Source organism: Haloarcula halobia (assembly GCF_029338255.1).
Taxonomy (GTDB): domain Archaea; phylum Halobacteriota; class Halobacteria; order Halobacteriales; family Haloarculaceae; genus Haloarcula; species Haloarcula halobia.
In genome coordinates this window covers 56,916-72,601 of sequence record NZ_CP119787.1, presented here as the reverse complement: position 1 = coordinate 72,601, position 15,686 = coordinate 56,916, and the positions used below count along the sequence as shown (strand labels likewise).

The following is a 15,686-nucleotide window of genomic DNA, read 5'->3' as shown; positions in this document are numbered from 1 at the left end:
CCCGCTTCTGGCCGCGACTTTCCCCGCCGAGGAGCCGTGCTACTCGCGCGCGGCCTCGACGGCCTCGACGAACTCGGCGGCGCTCTCGCGCACGCCGTCCATGTCGTCGTTCTCGATGGCCTCGTAGTCGACGAGCGCCGAGCCGGCGCCGACAGCGACGGCGCCGGCCTCGAAGTAGTCCGCGACGTTGTCCACCGAGACGCCGCCGGTCGGCATTATCGGGATGTCACCGAGCGGCCCCTGGAGCGCGCCGATGTGGCTCGGGCCGACGGTCTTCGCGGGGAACATCTTGAGGATGTCCGCGCCGGCCTCCATCGCCTGGGCAGCCTCCGTCGGCGTCATCACGCCCGGCACGCAGACGACGCCGGCGCGGTTGCAGACGTCGACGACGTCCTCGTTTAGGTTCGGCGCCAGCACGAACTCCGCGCCGGCCTCGATGACGTTGCGCGCGGCGGCGGCGTCCATGACGGTGCCCGCGCCGATGACCGCGTCCGTGTCCTCGGGCTCCCTGTCGACGGCCGCGATCATGTCCGAGCACCGCTTGGCGTCGGCGGTGAGCTCGAGCGCGCGGACCCCGCCCTCGTGGATGGCCCGGGCCACGTCGACCATCTGGTCCTCGGGGATGCCCCGGAGGACCGCCGTGACGCCGCTGTCTACGAGCGCTTGCTGCACGTCCTGTTTTCTCGTCATGGCCGACGGTGCGGGCGGCGGGGAGAAAAAACGTGCTACTCTGTACGTGTCTCCTCCGATCCGGCCGCCGAGGGGCTGTCCGGGTCGGGCGCGGACGACGCCGGCAGCAGGTCGGCCAGCAGCGTCACCGCCGCCGCGAGCGCGACCACGCCGCCGGCGACGCCAGTGACCGCAAACAGGAGGCCGCTGTGGTAGCCGGCCGTGACGTGGCCGATTTCCGCGAGCGCCACGAGGCCGATACCGAGCGCGAACGCGATGACGCGGAGCCAGCGGCGGACGGCGCGGAGGGGTGCGTTCCCGGCTGTGTCGGAGGGCATGCTCGTCGCTTCCGTCCGGTCGTACATCAGTCCACTGCCTCCAGACGGGCAGACGTGGCCGGGGGTCAGGCCTCGGGTTCGTACGGGAGTGCGATGTCCGTCTTCGGTGCGCCGACGCCGAGTACTTTCACGGACTCGGCGGCGTCGGCCGGATTGTACGCCAGGTGCGGGCTCTCGGGTTCGGCGACGAACACCTCGCCGGCCGGGACGAGGTACTCGCCGTCGGGCGTCTCGACGTGGAGCGTCCCCGAACACACGTAGAAGAGCTCCTCGCGCACCTCGTGGTAGTGGTAGGTCCGGGGCAGTTGCTCGCCGGGGACCATCTCGTAGGTAGCGGCGTGGAGCACGGCCAGTTCGGCGGCGTCCGAGATGCCGCGGCGGTCACAGGGGTAGTCCGCCGTCTCCGGGAGGTCGTCGGGGTCGAGGTGGTGGTAGACCATACCGGACGTGGGGCCCCCACATCGCAAAAACCTACCCCAGCAGCCACGCCAGCAGCGAGAGCGTCCCCAGCGAGCCCAGCGTCGAGGCGAAGACGTTCATCGACGCGGCGGCCACGTCGCCGCCCAGTTCCGTCGCGTAGACGTACGTCGCGACAGCGGTGGGCGTGCCCAGCATCAGCACGCTCGCGGCCAGCGCCGTCGGTCCAAGTCCCAGCGCCGAGTAGACGACATAGCCCAGGGCGGGCATCCAGACGATCTTCAGCGCGACGACGCTCCCCGCATCACGGAGCCGCGATTCGGGCAGATCGGTGTCGAGGGTCCCGCCGATACAGACCAGCGCAAGCGGGAGCGCGAGGTCCGCGATCGTGGTGAGGCCGCCGTCGACGGCCGGGGGGATGCCGACGCCGTAGAGCGAGGCGACGACGCCCGCGGCGAGCGACAGGAGGATCGGGTTCGTGACGACGCTCCGGAGTTCGCCCGTGACCGACGCGGCCACGCCGTTGGTCCGGACCAGCGTGAGGACGGTGATCGGGGTCTGCGTGAGCACCCCGATGCCGAGGACGACGCTGGCGACCGCCGTCGCCTCGCCACCCAGCGTCGCGGCGACCAGCGGGACGCCCAGAAAGCCGAGATTGCCGTGGTACGACTGGATGATGGCGACGCTCCGCCGGGACCGTTCCCCGGTACGGCGGTGGAGGAGCCACGCCGCGAGCGCCGTCGCGCCGACGACGGCCCAGAAGCCGAGGACGAGCGCCGGCGAGACCAGCTCGTCCAGCGACTGGTCGTACGTCGCGGAGAAGATGAGCGCCGGCAGGGCGACGTAGAAGGCGCCCGCGGTCAGCCAGTTCACGTGGCGCTCCTCGAGGAGGCCCACGCGGCGCACGCCGACGCCGAGCGCCAGGAAGGCGAGCATGTAGAGAAACTGCTCGAAGACGCCCATACGCGAGCCAGACGACAGATGGGTATGTTGCTTTCGGCATCGATGTGTGGACGGCAAGCCTTTACCGACCCGACCGCGTACCGACTGGCAAATGGTACTCGACGATCTCGGGAGCTCGCTTCGCGGGACGCTCGACAACCTCCGGGGGAAGTCCCGCATCTCCGAGGAGGACGTCGAGGACGTCGTCCGGGAGATACAGCGCTCCCTGCTCCAGGCCGACGTCGACGTCTCGCTCGTTCAGGACCTCTCGGAGAGCATCAAGTCACGCGCACTCGACGAGGACCCGCCCGCCGGCACCTCGCCGCGCGACTGGGTCCTGCGCATCGTCTACGAGGAGCTGGTCGACCTGGTCGGGGAGTCGACGGACCTCCCGCTGGAGGAACAGACCATCATGCTCGCCGGCCTCTACGGGTCGGGGAAGACCACGACGGCCGCGAAGATGGCGTGGTGGTTCTCGACGAAGGGGCTGCACCCGGCCATCATCCAGACCGACACGGATCGACCGGGGGCGTACGACCAGGCCGAGCAGATGGCCGACAACGCCGAGGTCGACTTCTACGGCGACCCGGACGCCGACGACCCGGTGAAGATCGCCCGCGAGGGGCTCGAAGCGACGAAAGAGGCCGACGTCCGCATCGTCGACACCGCCGGTCGGGACGGGCTCAACGAGGAGCTCATCGAGCAGATCGAGCGAATCGAGGCCGAGGTGAACCCCGACCGGAACCTGCTGGTGCTGGACGCCGCGATGGGGCAGAGCGCCAAGAGCCAGGCCGCCGACTTCGAGTCGGCCATCGGCATCGACGGCGTCGTCATCACCAAGCTCGACGGGACGGCGAAAGGTGGGGGCGCACTCGCCGCCGTCAACGAGACGGACTCGACCATCGCCTTCCTCGGGTCGGGGGAGACCGTCAAGGACATCGAGCGCTTCGAGCCCTCGGGGTTCATCTCCCGCCTGCTGGGGATGGGCGACCTGAAGCAACTCACCGAGCGCGTCGAGCGCGCGATGACCGAGACCCAGGAGGAAGACGAGGACTGGGACCCCGAGGACATGATGGACGGGCCCTTCACCCTCAACGACATGCGAAAGCAGATGCAGACGATGAACAAGATGGGCCCCCTCGACCAGGTGCTGGACATGATTCCGGGCCTTGGCGGCGGGCTGATGGACCAGCTGCCCGACGACGCCATGGACGTCACCCAGGAACGGATGGTCGACTTCGAGGTCATCATGGACTCGATGACCGACGAGGAGCTGGAGAACCCCCGCGTCGTCGGCCAGTCCCGGACCGAGCGCATCGCCCGCGGGTCGGGCAAACCCGAGGAACGCGTCCGCGAGCTGCTCCAGCAGCACAAGCAGATGGAGCAGATGTTAAAGCAGTTCCAGGGCATGGGCGACGGCGACATGGAGCGGATGATGAAACAGATGCAGCAGGGCGGCGGCGGTGGCGGGGGCATGGGCGGCATGGGTGGCATGGGCGGCGGCGGTGGCGGCCCGTTCGGCGACTGATCCGGGCCAGCGGAGGTTTTCACCCGCTGGGAATCGGTTTGGCGTTTTTTGTATTCGAATTTCTGAAAGACACGTATGGCATCCGGGCCGGGGGAGACGTTCATCGAGTGGGTCGACGAGCGATACAGCACCGACATCGACAGGTTCGACGAACAGCACAAGCACCTCTTTGGTCTGCTGAACGACCTCTATGTCGCCGTCGACGAGGGCCACTCGGAGGCGGCGATCGGCGACATCCTCCGGGAGCTGGAGCGGTACACCGAGTACCACTTCGGCGACGAGGAGGAGTTCATGCAGGACTGCGGGTACGCGATGGACTGTGCGGACTGCTTCTACAATCACCGCGAGATGCACGCAGAGTTCGCCGAGACCGTCCGCGAGTTCCGCGAGAAGCACGAGGCGGGCGAACCCATCACCGTCGACGTCCTCGAGTTCGCGAGAGACTGGCTGGACTCCCACATCGCCGGGGCCGACGTCGACCAGAACTACGGCGAGTACTTCTCGGAGACGGTCCCCGAGGACTACGACTACAGTCCGGGCAAGCTGAACAAGTCCCGCGACGACGACCGGACCTACGACGCGTCCGAGGAGAGCGTCCGCCTGGGGAGCGACGTCCACGTCGGCGGGGCCGTCTCGATTCCACACGGCTCGATGGCGGACTGGATCCGCGGCCTCGCCGACCGGCACGGCGACCGGACGGCGGCGTACGCCTACGAGGACGGCCAGTTCGAGACGCGAACCTTCGAGACGCTCTACCGGGACGCCAGGGCCGTCGCCGCGGGCTTTCTCGACGCCGGCGTCGAGCCGGGGACGACCCTGGGGATTCGCACCCGCCCGTGCTACGAGTGGTCGGTCGCCGACCTGGCCTGTCATCTCGCCGGGGTCGTCTCCGTTCCCATCTACTCCGGGTTCGACGAGGAGCGGGCTGTCGCGACCGAGACGACGGCGGGCATCGACGCGCTGGTGACCGACGGCGACCCGAGCGAGGCGGTGGCCGGGGCCGCCGGGACCGTCTTCGACGTCGCCGACCTCCCCAGGGGCGACCGACCCGCGCTGCCGGGCTTCGAGGCCGATCCGGACGACGTCGCCACCGTCGTCCACGAACTCGACACCGAGGCCGAACCGCTGGGCGTCGGGCTCTCACACCAGAACCTGCTGGCGGCGGTGGCGATGCTGGGCGATCAGTTCCCCGTCCCGTCGGGGGGGACCGGGACCTGTTCGCTCCCGCTGTCGCACGTCTTCCAGCGGGTCGCGACCTACTACCTGTGGGACAGCGGTGCGGCCGCCGCGTACGTCCCGAGCGACGACCTGCTCGCGGGCCTGCGACTGCTCAGCCCGGAGGTCCTCGTCGGCCTCCCGCGGGTCTACGACCGCCTGGCGGACGCACTGGCGGCACACATCGACGACCTGGGCGGCGTCAAGGGGCGCCTCGCCGACGGCCGGGCGGTCGAGCGGGGCCAGCAGCTGCGCGACGGCGGCGGGGAGTCGCTCACCGATACCGCGGCCGAACGCCTCGTCTTCGCGCCCCTGCGCGAGTCGTTCGGCTGGAGAACCTCGAGTACGCGCTCTCGGGGGGCGACGGCCTCGGGGCCGAGCGCCTCCAGTTCCTGTGGGGCTGTGGCGTCCCGGTGAGCGAAGTGTACGGGACGACGGAACTGACGGGCGTCGGGTGCGTGACGCCACACGGGTCCTCGGCCCCGACGGCGCTAGGGTCGCCCCTGCCCGGGACCGAGATGGCCCTGGGCGAGGACGGCGAGATCCTGTTCCGGGGGGACCACGTCGCCGACCGCTACTGGGAGACCCGCGACGTCGCGGCGAGCACGACCAGAGGCGAGTGGTATCCGACCGGCGACTACGGCGAGTTCGACGCCGAGGGGCGCCTGCACCGCGCCGACGGCAGCTGAACGTCGTCGACACAGACGGGCGTCGCCACGGCTGTACGGCCCCGTCGACCGGCCCCACCGTTCTCATCGCGTGAGACTGGCCCACAGTATTTTGACCCCGCTCTGACTACCGTGGGGTATGTACGAGATCGTCGTCGGCATCGACCGTGACGAGACACGCGCGCGAGCACAGGCCACCGAACTCACGAGTCTGCCACTCGATACCGAGTCGGTCCACGTCACGCTGGTACACGACTTCGAACAGAACCGCGAAGGGGCGTTCGTCACGCAGATCGCGTCGGTCCGTCGGGCGAAGGAACTGCTCGAGGACGCCGGAATCGACGTCTCTCTCGAAGGCACCAGCGGGGATCCCGGGGCGGCCATCCGCCAGGTCGCCGACGACCAGGACGCGGACCTGATCGTCCTCGCCGGCCGCAAGCGCTCGCCCGCCGGCAAGGCGCTGTTCGGGAGCGTCACGCAGGACGTCATCCTCGGGACCGACCGCTCGGTACTGGTCGTCAGCAGCGAGCGAGACGAGGACTGAGCGCACCGACTCCGCCAGCAGACGGTCGCTCCGGTAGCCGACGGGCTGGTGCACGGCCCGCTGTCGGGCCTTCGGTCCCTTTTTGCGACTGCGCTCGGATGCTGTCGGTAATGACCGTCCGCGAGATCGCCACCGAGGCCTATCGGGAGTCCGTTCCGGTACTGGTCCTCAGTGCAGTCGGTGGCCTCTTTGCGGGCGTCGTCCTCGGGGGGATGGACGCCGAGCTCGAGCAGGTGGCCGGCCTGCTGGTGCTCGTGCCCGCGCTGCTTGCGACCCGCGGGAACGTCTACGGATCGCTCGGTGGCCGGCTCGGGTCTGCGCTTCACCAGGGGCTGGTCGACCCGACGCTCTCGCTCGCGGACGAGCGCGTCAACGCGGCCGTCGCGGCGTCGCTGGCCAACGGCGTGCTCGTCAGCATGCTCTCGGCGGTGCTCGCGGTGGGGTTGCTCACCGCGCTGGGCCGGCCGTCGGCGCCGCTGGCGACGCTGGTCGCCATCGCACTGCTCGCGGGCGTCGTCTCGGGGCTCATCCTGACCGTCGTCGTGGTCTCGGTCGTCTTCGTCGGCTACCGGCGGGGCCTGAACCCCGACACGCTCGCGGGGCCGGTGGTGACGACGACGGGGGACGTGGTCGGCGTCGCGACGCTGCTGGTCGCGACCCGCATCGTCCTGGCGCTGGGGGGTGGCTGACGTGTCGACGTACGTCGACCAGTGGTCGGTCCGGGGCATCATGCGGCGCATGCTCCCCGTGCTGGTCGTGCTGACGTCCATCGAACTCGGGAGCGGCATCGTGCTCGATACGTTCGAGTCGGTGTTGCTGCAGTACCCCACGCTGCTGGTCCTCGTCCCCGTCACCATCGGGATGGCGGGCAACCTCGGAAGTATCCGGCCGCGAGGCTCTCGACGGCGGTCCACCTCGGCATCGTCTCGTTTCACCCCACGGACGACCGGCTCGGGGGCAACGCCGTCGCGACGGTGGCGCTGGCGCTGACGGTCTTCCCGCTGGTCGGGGCCGGCGCGTGGGCGCTCCAGGCGCTGCTCGGGACCGTCCAGCTCCCATTCCTGACGGTCGTCGTCGTCGCGACGACGAGTGGTCTCGTGCTGGCTGCGCTGGTGGTCGTCGTCACGGCGGTGACGGCCTACGCCGCTTACCGGTTCGAGCTGGATCCCGACGACATCGTCATCCCGGTCGTCACCAACGTCAGCGACGTGCTCGGCGTGCTGGTGCTCTTTGGCGTCGTCCGGGTGCTCGTCTAAGGTCGGACGGCCATCGACGGACATTTGCCGGTCACCGCCTCACTACCGACCGTGCAGACCGTGGCTCCCGTCCTCGCGACGCCGCCGCTCGCCGACGTCCTCGTGACCGTCGCCGACCGGGTGCTTCGCATCGTGGTCTTTCTCTCGCTGGGGGTCTTCCTCGCGAACCTCGCGGTCGCCTTCGGCCTCGTCGAGCGCATCGCGGCGGTCTCGCGGTACCTCACCGACCCGGCGAATCTCCCCGACGAGGTGGGCACCGCCATCCTGACCACGACGGCCTCGACCACCGCGGGCTACGGCATGCTCGCGGATTTCCGGGAGTCGGGCGTCCTCGACGACCGCGCGACGCTGGTCGCGGTGACGATAAACACCTTCTTCGGCTTCGCCCAGCACATCGTGACCTTCTACGCGCCGGTCCTCATCCCCATCCTCGGCCTCGAGGTCGGGGTGCTCTACGTCGCGACACGGGGGCTGGTCGCGCTGGCGATAACGCTGACCGGCATCGTCGCCGGCGCGCTCTTGCTCGACGGGTCGACGCGCCGCACAGCGGACCTCGACGCCAGCACCGACGGCGGGCGGGCCGACGACGGGAACGCTCCCGATGCGGGTACCGACGGCCCCGAGAGCCGCGAGGCCGCGGTCCGGGAGGCCTACGGGCAGACGCTGGACCGGATCCGGGACATCCTCCCGCGACTGGTCGCCATCTACGTCGTCGTCTCGCTGCTGGTCGCCTACTCCGAGGAACTGCTCGCGCTGCTTGGCCCGGGCGGGGCGAGCGTCACTGCCACCGCCGACGCGCTCGCCGGGTCGCTCGGCCTGCCCGGTGCGGCCGCACCCGTCGTCGCCGCCTACGCACTGGATACGACCTCGGGGGCGGCCGTCATCGCACCGCTCATCGCCGACGGCACCTTCACCGCCCGCACCGCCGTCGCGACGATGCTCGTCGGCGGCATCGTCTCCTTTGCCGTCTCGACGTTCAAGCGCTCCATCCCGTTCCAGTACGGCATCTGGGGCCGGGAGTTCGGGACGAAGGTCATCGTCGTGAACACCGGCCTGAAGATCGTCTGGATCGCCGCCGCACTCGTCGTCCTGCTTGGCCTCTGATCACCGCGTCTCGGGGATGGGGTCCGAGATGACGACGGCCTCGCCCTCGAGGGCGGCCTCGCCGTCGGCGCCGTCGACGGCCGTCGTGAGGCGGAACCGGTCGTCCCTGATGCGCTCGACGACTTCGCAGTGGGCGGTGACACGCTCGCCGATGTCGACGGGAGCGCGGTAGCTGAGCTCCTGTGAGATGTAGATGATGAGCCCCGGCAGGCGGGCGAGCGCGGCGCTGATGAGCCCCGAGACCAGCGTGCCGTGGACGATGCGGCGGCCAAAGCGGGTCCCCTCGGCGAACTCGGCGTCCAGGTGGAGGCGGTTGGTGTCGCCGCTGACCTCGGCGAACTGCTCGACGTCCTCCTCGGTGAGGGTCTTGCTGAAGCGGACGTGGTCGCCGACGTCGATGCCGTCCTCGACGCCGTAGCTCTCGAAGGTCCAGTCGTCGTCCTCGTAGACGGTGTCGGGGCGCGTGAACCGCTTGCGCTGGTGGGGGAGGTCCGGCGCCGGCGTCGGATGGGCGAGCTGGGGAATGTAGTGCGAGAGGTCCGTCGTGGTCACGATGCCGACCAGGACGCCGTCGTCGACGACGGGCAGCTTCTTGATGCCGTGGGACCGCAACCGCTCGACGGCGGCCTCGATGTTCGCGTCCGGGCGTATCGTCACGAGCGGCGAAGACATCACGTCGCCGACGGTCAGCGCCGTCGCGTCGCCCCCCTCGGCCGTGACGGCGACGACGTCGCTCTCCGTGACGATGCCGACGGGCTCGCCATCTGCCTCGACGACGAGCGAGCCGATGCCCTCGTCGCGCAGCCGACCCGCCACTGCTACGATCGTCGTGTCTCTCGTGCCGGTTCGTGCGGGGGCGGTCATCACGTCGCGGACTGGCAGTGGGACGAGCATCCTGCGTCGAACTATCGCTCCCAGCGACATAATCTCCCCCGTCAGGTTTGTGGGCCCGCCGCCCGTCTCTCCGGCGATGGACCGCCGCTCGCTCGTCGCCCTCGTGCTGCTGGTCGCCCTCGCCGGATGTGGTGGTTTCTCCGCGTCCGCCCCGTCGGCGTCGACGCCGACCGCCGTCGGGTCGGCCGGCCCGATTCCACAGGACACCGTTTCGGTGAGCGTCACCGCCGTCGTCGACGGCGACACGATTCGCGTCGCGTACCCGAACGGGACCGTCGACACCGTGCGACTCGTCGGCGTCGACACGCCCGAGGTCCACGTCGAGAACGACCCCGCGGAGTTCGAGGGGGTCCCCGACACCGACGCGGGACGGGCGTGTCTCCGTGAGGCGGGCACCGACGCCTCGAACTTCGCGAAAGACGCCCTGTTGGGCCGCGAGGTCGGCCTCGCGTTCGACCCGGCGACCGACCGGCGGGGCTACTACGACCGCCTGCTCGCGTACGTCGTCGTCGAGGACCGACTGTTCAACTACCGCCTGGTCGCCACCGGTCACGCCAGGGTCTACGACAGCGACTTCTCGCGGGCGGACCGGTTCTACAGCGCCGAGACGGCGGCCCGCGAGAACGGTCGCGGCCTCTGGCGCTGTGTCGACCCGGCAACGACGGGGACGCCGGTGGCCGACGGCGGGACGGTCACGGCCGGCGAGACCGGCCTGGCGATAGCGACGATCAACGCCGACGCCGCCGGCGACGACAACGAGAACCTGAACGACGAGTACGTCGTCTTCGAGAACCGCGGCGAGTCGGCGCTGGACCTGACCGGGTGGACGGTCGCCGACGCGGCCGACCACGTCTACACGTTCGACGCGCTGACGCTCGCCCCCGGCGACCGGGTGACCCTCCACACCGGGGCCGGCACCGACACCGAGACGGACCGCTACTGGGGACGTACCAGGGCGGTCTGGAACAACGGGGGCGATACGGTCACGGTCCGCGACGCGAGCGGGCGCGTCGTCGCCCGGCGAACCTACGGGTGAGCGCCCGCCTCAGCGCTCGGTCCGCCGCGAGGCAGGATCGGCCGGTCCGCCGTTGAGGACGCCTGCGACTCGCTCGCTGGCCCTCGCGACGAGCGCCGCCGCCAGCACGAGGGAAAAGGCTACGACGCCGACCGTGGTCACGGCTCGCGACCCGACCACCTCGCCGACGACCGCCGTCGCCAGCGCCACCAGCTGGACACCCAGGAGCCGCGTCTGTAGGCAGGCCATAGTGGCACGTTGGTAGCCTGCGATCATAACTTCCACGTCAGACGTATTTACCGCTCCCGAGTGCCGGTCAGACCGTCGAACACGCCCGGCAGTATTTGGCCGTTCGGTGCCAAGGACTGCCATGGACGTTCGCCGGGTCGTCCCGTCGCCACGCGCCGTCGACTGGAGTCTCTTCGTCGCCGTCACGACGCTACTCGCGACCGGCGTGGCGACCATCTGGGCCGGGACGCCGCGTGGTGCGTGGCTCATCGACCTCCACGCCATCGCGGGGGTGGTGCTCGTCGCCTTGGTGCCGATGAAGCTGTGGCGAGTCTCCCACCGGGTCTCGCCCGCGCGGCTCACCGGCCGGCGGGTTCTCTCCCTACTGCTCGCGGCCGACGTGACGGCGGCCCTGGCGACCGGCGTCTGGTGGGTGTTCGGCGGGTCGCTCGACCTGGGGCCGTGGGGGCTCTTTCACCTCCACGTCGGCCTCGGCCTGCTGGTGCCCGTCCTCCTGGCAACACACCTGCGCTATCGCTACCACCGGCCCACGCGGGCCACCGTGGGCCGGCGCCGCGACGTCCTCCGCTACGCCGGCGTCGTCACCGCGGGCGCGCTCGTCTGGCGGTTCCAGCGACCGGTCAACGACCTGCTGGACACCGCGGGAGCCGACCGGCGGTACACGGGGTCGCGCGAGGAGGGCAGCGGCGAGGGCAACCGCTTCCCGGTGACCAGCTGGGTCGCCGACGACCCGGACCCGGTCGACCCGGCCGACTGGTCGCTGTCGGTCGTGGGTCGCGTCTCGACGCCCGCCGAGTACGGGGTCGACGACCTCTCGGCGGATGCGACGCGGGAGGGTCTGCTCGACTGCACGAGCGGGTGGTACTCCGACCACGCGTGGCAGGGCGTCCGCGTGGGCGACCTGCTCGCGGCCGCCGACCCGGACGACCCAGCGGCGTGGGTCCAGTTCCGCTCGGTCACGGGCTACCGCTGGAGCCTCCCCATCGACGAGGCCCGTGATGCCGTCCTCGCGACGCACGTCGACGGCGAGCGCCTCTCGCACGGCCACGGCTTCCCGATGCGCCTGGTCGCGCCCGGACGGCGTGGCTTCCAGTGGGTCAAGTGGGTCGAGGAGGTGCGGGTCACCAAGCGCCGCGAGGTGGGCGAGTGGCTCGCCATCTTCGTCAGCGGCTTCTGACCTACACGAGCGCCCGGAGGGTCGCCCAGAGGTCGGGCCCCGCGTCTCGCGGCTGGTCGCCGCTTGCCCCGTCCGAGGCGCTTCGCGCCTCGTGCTCGTAGTGAACGGGCACGAACCCGGCCGCTCGCGCGCCCTCGACGTCGGCCTCGTAGTCGTCGCCGACCATCACGTACTCGTCGGCCGGCAGTCTGTCGCGCAGGCGGTCGAACGGGGCCGGGTCGGGTTTGTGCGCGCCGGCCTCGTAGGAGGCGACGACGACGTCGAAGTGGTCGGTCAGGTCGTGATGGGCGAGCTTGCCCACCTGCCACTCGCGGACGCCGTTTGTGACGACCGCCAGCGGGTCGTCGGCACCGAGCGACGCCAGACTCTCGCGGGCGCCGTCGGGCACCGTCGTCGCCTCGTAGGTCCGCTCCCGGAACGTCTCGACCATCGCCGCCGGGTCGCCGCCGTCCGCGTCGGCCTCGTCGAGCGCGGTCGCCATCGCCTGTTCGAACGGCGATTCCACCATCGTATCGTGTGCGGTCCAGAACGTCTCTTCGACTGTCGCCACGAGTGTGTCGTCGGGGTCGATGCCGTGGTCGGCCAGCGTCTCACGCAGCACCGCTTCGTGCGGACGCGTCCAGTGGACGAGCGTCCCGTCGAGGTCGAAACAGATCGCGGTCGTCATGGTTCGGAGTCGACCGGCGTCCCGTCCTCGGTCGGCGGGGCGACGTAGTCGATGTAGGCCTCGGCGTCGGGTTCGCGTACCCGCACGCGAACGTGGATGTCGCCCAGCTCCGCGGGCTCGCCGACGGCGAAGTTGATACGCCCCTCGAAGGCCGCCTGCTTCTTCACGTCGAACGCGAAGGTGTCGCCCTCGAGTGCGTCGAAGAAGACCGAGCGCGCGGTGTCGAGAATCTCCAGGCGGTGGAGCAACTCCGAGAACTCGTCCATCGAGTGGACCTCGGCGCGGAGTTCGCCGTGGCTGTGTTCCGGGTCGGCCTCCGGGAACAGGTTGCGGATGGCGTCGGCCACCCGGGCGGTCACCTCGGTGTCGTTGACCGGCGCGGTGACCTGGACGTCGACGCTGTAGACGGCACTCATTCCAGGGCCTCCGCCCCCTCTCGCAGGAGCGTCCGGACGGTCCGCTGGAAGGCCGCGAGCGTCTCGGTGTTCTCGATGGTCAGGTCGGCCATCGCCATGGCCTCGCCCATCCCGAACCCGAGCTCGCGCTCGTCGCGGTCCGCCAGCGACTCGCCGCCCTCCTCGGCGCTCGCGTCCCGGCCACGCAGATCCAGGCGCTCGGCGCGGACCTCGAAGGGTGCGTCCACCTCGACCAGCAGGAACGACTCGCCGAACGCCTCGCGGAACGCCTCGACCTCCACGTCCGAGCGGATGCCGTCGACGACGACGGTGTCGCTGTCCTCGCGGCGCTCCTCGATGATAGGCAACGACCGCTCGGCGATGGCCGCGGGGCCGTTCTCCTCGCGGAGCGCCGTCGCCACCGTCCCGTGGTCCGTCGCCGGGTCCAGCCCCCGGTCGCGACACTCCTGGCGGATGACGTCGCCCATCGTGACGACCGGCACCCCCATGTCGACGGCGACGTTGGCCGCCTCGCTCTTGCCGCTCCCGGGCAGTCCGACGATGCCGATGACTGTCATTGGCGTGCGTTGGCCAGCGCCGGCCAAAAGCCCTACCGTTCGCGGACGACGACGAACTCCGCCAGGTCCCGCAGGTAGTCCATCGACTGGGACTCTGGCGCGTCGATGGTCGCGAGCGCCTCCAGGCCGTCTCCGATTCCTCGCGAGCGCGCTGGTCGGCCTCGTCGGCCGTGAGATCGGTCACCTCGACGATCGAGGGGCGATCCATCGCCGCGTCGTGCCCCGCGGGCTTGCCCAGCGTCTCCGCGTCGGCCGTCGCGTCCAGCACGTCGTCGCGCATCTGGAAGGCGACGCCGACCCGCTCGGCGTAGCGGCCGATGGTCTCGACGGTGTAGGCGTCGGCGTCGGCCGCGATGGCACCGAGTTCGGCCGCCGCGCGAAACAGGGCCCCGGTCTTGCGCCGCGCGAGTTCCATGTACTCGGCCTCGTTCGAGGGCTGGGCGATGAGTTCGGTCGCCTCGCCCTCGCCGAGTTCGACCATCGCCTCGCTGACGGTCTGCATCGCCCGCTCGTCGGCCGAGAAGAGCGCGAAGGCCTCACCCAGCAGCCCGTCCGAGGCGACGATGGCCGGGCCGTGGCCGAACGCCGACCACGCCGAGGGGGTCCCGCGGCGCAGTTCGGACTCGTCGATGATGTCGTCGATGACCAGCGACGCGTTGTGGACCAGCTCGATGCCGACGGCGAAGTCGAGGGCGTCGTCCGGGTCGCCGCCCAGCGCCTCGCAGACCAGCACCGTCACGGTCGGTCGCACCCGCTTGCCCCCCGAGAGCGCGACGTGCCGGACCTGGTCGGCGAGTGCCGACGGTTCGACGTCGTCGAGCACCGCCTCCAGTCGCTCCTCGACGCGGTCACGACGCCGGTGGAGATACTCCATCACCCTGGCGTTAGGACCAGGCCGAAAAGTACCTGACGACCCACCTTTTTCGGCGTCGGGTTCGCGCTTCGCGCGAACCACTCCTTGAAAAACGTGGGCGAAAAGGCCGGTCGCTCGCGTCGCTCGCGACCGGTGAACCGGCGGCAGAGCCGCCGGATGCCTGTTCTAGGCCAGCCCCCCGTGTTCTCGCGACGGAGCGCGCTCACGGCCGACCGCTCGGTGTCCGTGCTTGGAACGGTGTAACCCGCCAATGGCTTCGAGGCGTGCCGGTATCACCTCGAAGCAGCTTTGGACGATTTCAGCATCGCTCCGTTCTACTACTATATCTGGCAAATTTGGAGGCAAATTATTTTTGTATCCGTCGCGAAAATCTTTCCATGTCCCACGAGGTCGAAGACGAAACGACGGTCAACGAGAGCTATTCGGTGACGGTCCCGGCAGCGGTACGGCGAGAGGCCGGCGTCGAGGCGGGCGACAAGATTCGGTGGCGCGTCGACGACGGGACTCTCTCGGTCGAACTCGTCAAGCAACACTACGGTGCGTTTTCAGGGCTCGACCCGGTCGACATCGGCGAACCGACCGACGCCGCCGAGGACCACGACCTCGTCGCCGGGGACTACTGATGGCCGCAGTCGCCGTGGATGCGAACGTTCTCATCGCGGCCCGACTCTCCCGCGATCAGAATCACGAGCGCGGGGACGCGATCACGCGGGCGATGGACCACGGAACACTCCCGATAGCGTACGTCCTCAGCGACGTTCTGGAGGAAGTCGTCAACTACCTTCAGGCGAGAGCAGGACACGACGTCGCGACCGAAACGCTCGATGCGATACTCGAGAGCAGCGGGTTTTCCCTCCAGCAGACCTCGAAGTCCGACTTCGACGCTGGTCGCTCCGTGTTCCGACGCTACGAATCACTCTCGCTGACGGATGCCGTCATCGTTGCAGCGATGGACCGAACAGATGTCGACTACCTCTACAGTTTCGACGATGGGTTCGACAGCGTCCCCGAAGTCACTCGTCTCACGACACCCGAAAATCCGTACGAGCAATAGCGGACCTGTGCTACGTTGTTATCCCTCGAACTCCTCGATGAGCGCCGGCACCACGTCGAAGAGGTCGTCGACGATGCCAATACCACCTTTTTCGGCCTCGGG

The 15,686-nt window shown here is 69.7% G+C and carries 19 protein-coding genes and 2 pseudogenes; 11 read left to right on the top strand and 10 right to left on the bottom strand.

What is annotated here, in order from left to right; all coding sequences use genetic code 11:
- Window positions 1-39: 39 nt before the first annotated feature.
- From P1K88_RS00385 to P1K88_RS00370, 4 genes are read right to left on the bottom strand one after another with little or no spacing between them, the layout of a single operon-like run.
- On the bottom strand, window positions 40-690 hold the full coding sequence (locus tag P1K88_RS00385; RefSeq protein ID WP_276411658.1) for a bifunctional 4-hydroxy-2-oxoglutarate aldolase/2-dehydro-3-deoxy-phosphogluconate aldolase: 651 nt from the start codon (window positions 688-690) through the stop codon (window positions 40-42).
- A gap of 35 nt (window positions 691-725) precedes the next feature.
- The gene (locus tag P1K88_RS00380; RefSeq protein WP_276411657.1) at window positions 726-1,034 is read right to left on the bottom strand and encodes a hypothetical protein; all 309 of its coding nucleotides are present in this window, start codon (window positions 1,032-1,034) and stop codon (window positions 726-728) included.
- A 38-nt stretch (window positions 1,035-1,072) separates the two neighbouring features.
- The gene (locus P1K88_RS00375) at window positions 1,073-1,447 is read right to left on the bottom strand and encodes a cupin domain-containing protein (protein ID WP_276411656.1); all 375 of its coding nucleotides are present in this window, start codon (window positions 1,445-1,447) and stop codon (window positions 1,073-1,075) included.
- Between the two features lie 31 nt (window positions 1,448-1,478).
- Complete coding sequence (locus P1K88_RS00370) at window positions 1,479-2,387, bottom strand: AEC family transporter (protein WP_276411654.1); 909 nt, start codon at window positions 2,385-2,387, stop codon at window positions 1,479-1,481.
- Window positions 2,388-2,478: 91 nt separating this feature from the next.
- On the opposite strand from P1K88_RS00370, the gene P1K88_RS00365 reads away from it, so the two are divergent.
- The 7 genes and pseudogenes from P1K88_RS00365 to P1K88_RS00335 all read left to right on the top strand — a co-directional run bounded on the left by P1K88_RS00365 (window position 2,479) and on the right by P1K88_RS00335 (window position 8,681).
- Window positions 2,479-3,894, top strand: coding sequence for a signal recognition particle protein Srp54 (locus P1K88_RS00365; RefSeq protein WP_276411653.1), 1,416 nt, complete (start codon window positions 2,479-2,481; stop codon window positions 3,892-3,894).
- A 75-nt stretch (window positions 3,895-3,969) separates the two neighbouring features.
- Entirely contained in the window at window positions 3,970-5,526 is a 1,557-nt protein-coding gene (locus P1K88_RS00360; RefSeq protein ID WP_276411651.1) for a bacteriohemerythrin, read from the top strand.
- Window positions 5,523-5,798: a hypothetical protein gene (locus P1K88_RS00355; RefSeq protein WP_419181078.1), complete on the top strand. Its 276-nt coding sequence runs from the start codon at window positions 5,523-5,525 to the stop codon at window positions 5,796-5,798. The genes P1K88_RS00360 and P1K88_RS00355 overlap by 4 nt, the downstream gene beginning before the upstream one ends.
- 118 nt (window positions 5,799-5,916) lie before the next feature.
- Complete coding sequence (locus P1K88_RS00350) at window positions 5,917-6,321, top strand: universal stress protein (protein WP_276411650.1); 405 nt, start codon at window positions 5,917-5,919, stop codon at window positions 6,319-6,321.
- Between the two features lie 110 nt (window positions 6,322-6,431).
- Complete coding sequence (locus P1K88_RS00345) at window positions 6,432-7,010, top strand: magnesium transporter (RefSeq protein ID WP_276411648.1); 579 nt, start codon at window positions 6,432-6,434, stop codon at window positions 7,008-7,010.
- 40 nt (window positions 7,011-7,050) lie between these two features.
- Window positions 7,051-7,577: pseudogene (locus P1K88_RS00340) on the top strand (magnesium transporter).
- A 60-nt stretch (window positions 7,578-7,637) separates the two neighbouring features.
- Complete coding sequence (locus P1K88_RS00335) at window positions 7,638-8,681, top strand: nucleoside recognition protein (protein WP_379786649.1); 1,044 nt, start codon at window positions 7,638-7,640, stop codon at window positions 8,679-8,681.
- On the opposite strand, the gene P1K88_RS00330 is transcribed toward P1K88_RS00335, so the two are convergent.
- Window positions 8,682-9,575, bottom strand: a complete 894-nt coding sequence (locus P1K88_RS00330; protein ID WP_276411646.1) for a CBS domain-containing protein — start codon at window positions 9,573-9,575, stop codon at window positions 8,682-8,684.
- 76 nt (window positions 9,576-9,651) lie between these two features.
- On the opposite strand from P1K88_RS00330, the gene P1K88_RS00325 reads away from it, so the two are divergent.
- Window positions 9,652-10,611: a lamin tail domain-containing protein gene (locus P1K88_RS00325; protein WP_276411645.1), complete on the top strand. Its 960-nt coding sequence runs from the start codon at window positions 9,652-9,654 to the stop codon at window positions 10,609-10,611.
- 9 nt (window positions 10,612-10,620) lie between these two features.
- Here P1K88_RS00325 and P1K88_RS00320 read toward each other — a convergent pair whose 3' ends face one another.
- Window positions 10,621-10,839 carry a hypothetical protein gene (locus P1K88_RS00320; protein WP_276411590.1) on the bottom strand — a complete coding sequence of 73 codons (219 nt, stop codon included), beginning with the start codon at window positions 10,837-10,839 and terminating at the stop codon, window positions 10,621-10,623.
- Window positions 10,840-10,960: 121 nt separating this feature from the next.
- On the opposite strand from P1K88_RS00320, the gene P1K88_RS00315 reads away from it, so the two are divergent.
- Window positions 10,961-12,016: a molybdopterin-dependent oxidoreductase gene (locus tag P1K88_RS00315; protein WP_276411644.1), complete on the top strand. Its 1,056-nt coding sequence runs from the start codon at window positions 10,961-10,963 to the stop codon at window positions 12,014-12,016.
- 1 nt (window position 12,017) lies between these two features.
- Here the strand turns inward: P1K88_RS00315 and P1K88_RS00310 are convergent, their stop codons facing one another.
- From P1K88_RS00310 to P1K88_RS00295, 4 genes and pseudogenes are all read right to left on the bottom strand, one after another.
- Window positions 12,018-12,683 carry an HAD family hydrolase gene (locus P1K88_RS00310; RefSeq protein WP_276411643.1) on the bottom strand — a complete coding sequence of 222 codons (666 nt, stop codon included), beginning with the start codon at window positions 12,681-12,683 and terminating at the stop codon, window positions 12,018-12,020.
- Entirely contained in the window at window positions 12,680-13,099 is a 420-nt protein-coding gene (locus P1K88_RS00305) for an RNA-binding domain-containing protein (RefSeq protein ID WP_276411642.1), read from the bottom strand. Before P1K88_RS00305 ends, P1K88_RS00310 begins: the two co-directional genes overlap by 4 nt.
- A complete protein-coding gene (locus P1K88_RS00300; protein ID WP_276411586.1) occupies window positions 13,096-13,656 on the bottom strand; it encodes an AAA family ATPase in 561 nt (186 codons plus the stop codon). The genes P1K88_RS00305 and P1K88_RS00300 overlap by 4 nt, the downstream gene beginning before the upstream one ends.
- A gap of 32 nt (window positions 13,657-13,688) precedes the next feature.
- A pseudogene (locus P1K88_RS00295) lies at window positions 13,689-14,530 on the bottom strand (polyprenyl synthetase family protein).
- A 377-nt stretch (window positions 14,531-14,907) separates the two neighbouring features.
- Between P1K88_RS00295 and P1K88_RS00290 the strand changes: the two are divergent.
- Complete coding sequence (locus tag P1K88_RS00290) at window positions 14,908-15,153, top strand: AbrB/MazE/SpoVT family DNA-binding domain-containing protein (RefSeq protein WP_276411584.1); 246 nt, start codon at window positions 14,908-14,910, stop codon at window positions 15,151-15,153.
- A complete protein-coding gene (locus P1K88_RS00285; protein ID WP_276411582.1) occupies window positions 15,153-15,584 on the top strand; it encodes a type II toxin-antitoxin system VapC family toxin in 432 nt (143 codons plus the stop codon). The genes P1K88_RS00290 and P1K88_RS00285 overlap by 1 nt, the downstream gene beginning before the upstream one ends.
- Window positions 15,585-15,686 lie beyond the last annotated feature (102 nt).

Bases quoted from the DNA above. Each gene is read 5' to 3' on its own strand.
- P1K88_RS00385 (WP_276411658.1), bottom strand. From the start codon at position 690: ATGACGAGAAAACAGGACGTGCAGCAAGCGCTCGTAGACAGCGGCGTC.
- P1K88_RS00380 (WP_276411657.1), bottom strand. From the start codon at position 1,034: ATGTACGACCGGACGGAAGCGACGAGCATGCCCTCCGACACAGCCGGG.
- P1K88_RS00375 (WP_276411656.1), bottom strand. From the start codon at position 1,447: ATGGTCTACCACCACCTCGACCCCGACGACCTCCCGGAGACGGCGGAC.
- P1K88_RS00370 (WP_276411654.1), bottom strand. From the start codon at position 2,387: ATGGGCGTCTTCGAGCAGTTTCTCTACATGCTCGCCTTCCTGGCGCTC.
- P1K88_RS00365 (WP_276411653.1), top strand. From the start codon at position 2,479: ATGGTACTCGACGATCTCGGGAGCTCGCTTCGCGGGACGCTCGACAAC.
- P1K88_RS00360 (WP_276411651.1), top strand. From the start codon at position 3,970: ATGGCATCCGGGCCGGGGGAGACGTTCATCGAGTGGGTCGACGAGCGA.
- P1K88_RS00350 (WP_276411650.1), top strand. From the start codon at position 5,917: ATGTACGAGATCGTCGTCGGCATCGACCGTGACGAGACACGCGCGCGA.
- P1K88_RS00345 (WP_276411648.1), top strand. From the start codon at position 6,432: ATGACCGTCCGCGAGATCGCCACCGAGGCCTATCGGGAGTCCGTTCCG.
- P1K88_RS00330 (WP_276411646.1), bottom strand. From the start codon at position 9,575: ATGCTCGTCCCACTGCCAGTCCGCGACGTGATGACCGCCCCCGCACGA.
- P1K88_RS00325 (WP_276411645.1), top strand. From the start codon at position 9,652: ATGGACCGCCGCTCGCTCGTCGCCCTCGTGCTGCTGGTCGCCCTCGCC.
- P1K88_RS00320 (WP_276411590.1), bottom strand. From the start codon at position 10,839: ATGGCCTGCCTACAGACGCGGCTCCTGGGTGTCCAGCTGGTGGCGCTG.
- P1K88_RS00315 (WP_276411644.1), top strand. From the start codon at position 10,961: ATGGACGTTCGCCGGGTCGTCCCGTCGCCACGCGCCGTCGACTGGAGT.
- P1K88_RS00310 (WP_276411643.1), bottom strand. From the start codon at position 12,683: ATGACGACCGCGATCTGTTTCGACCTCGACGGGACGCTCGTCCACTGG.
- P1K88_RS00305 (WP_276411642.1), bottom strand. From the start codon at position 13,099: ATGAGTGCCGTCTACAGCGTCGACGTCCAGGTCACCGCGCCGGTCAAC.
- P1K88_RS00300 (WP_276411586.1), bottom strand. From the start codon at position 13,656: ATGACAGTCATCGGCATCGTCGGACTGCCCGGGAGCGGCAAGAGCGAG.
- P1K88_RS00290 (WP_276411584.1), top strand. From the start codon at position 14,908: ATGTCCCACGAGGTCGAAGACGAAACGACGGTCAACGAGAGCTATTCG.
- P1K88_RS00285 (WP_276411582.1), top strand. From the start codon at position 15,153: ATGGCCGCAGTCGCCGTGGATGCGAACGTTCTCATCGCGGCCCGACTC.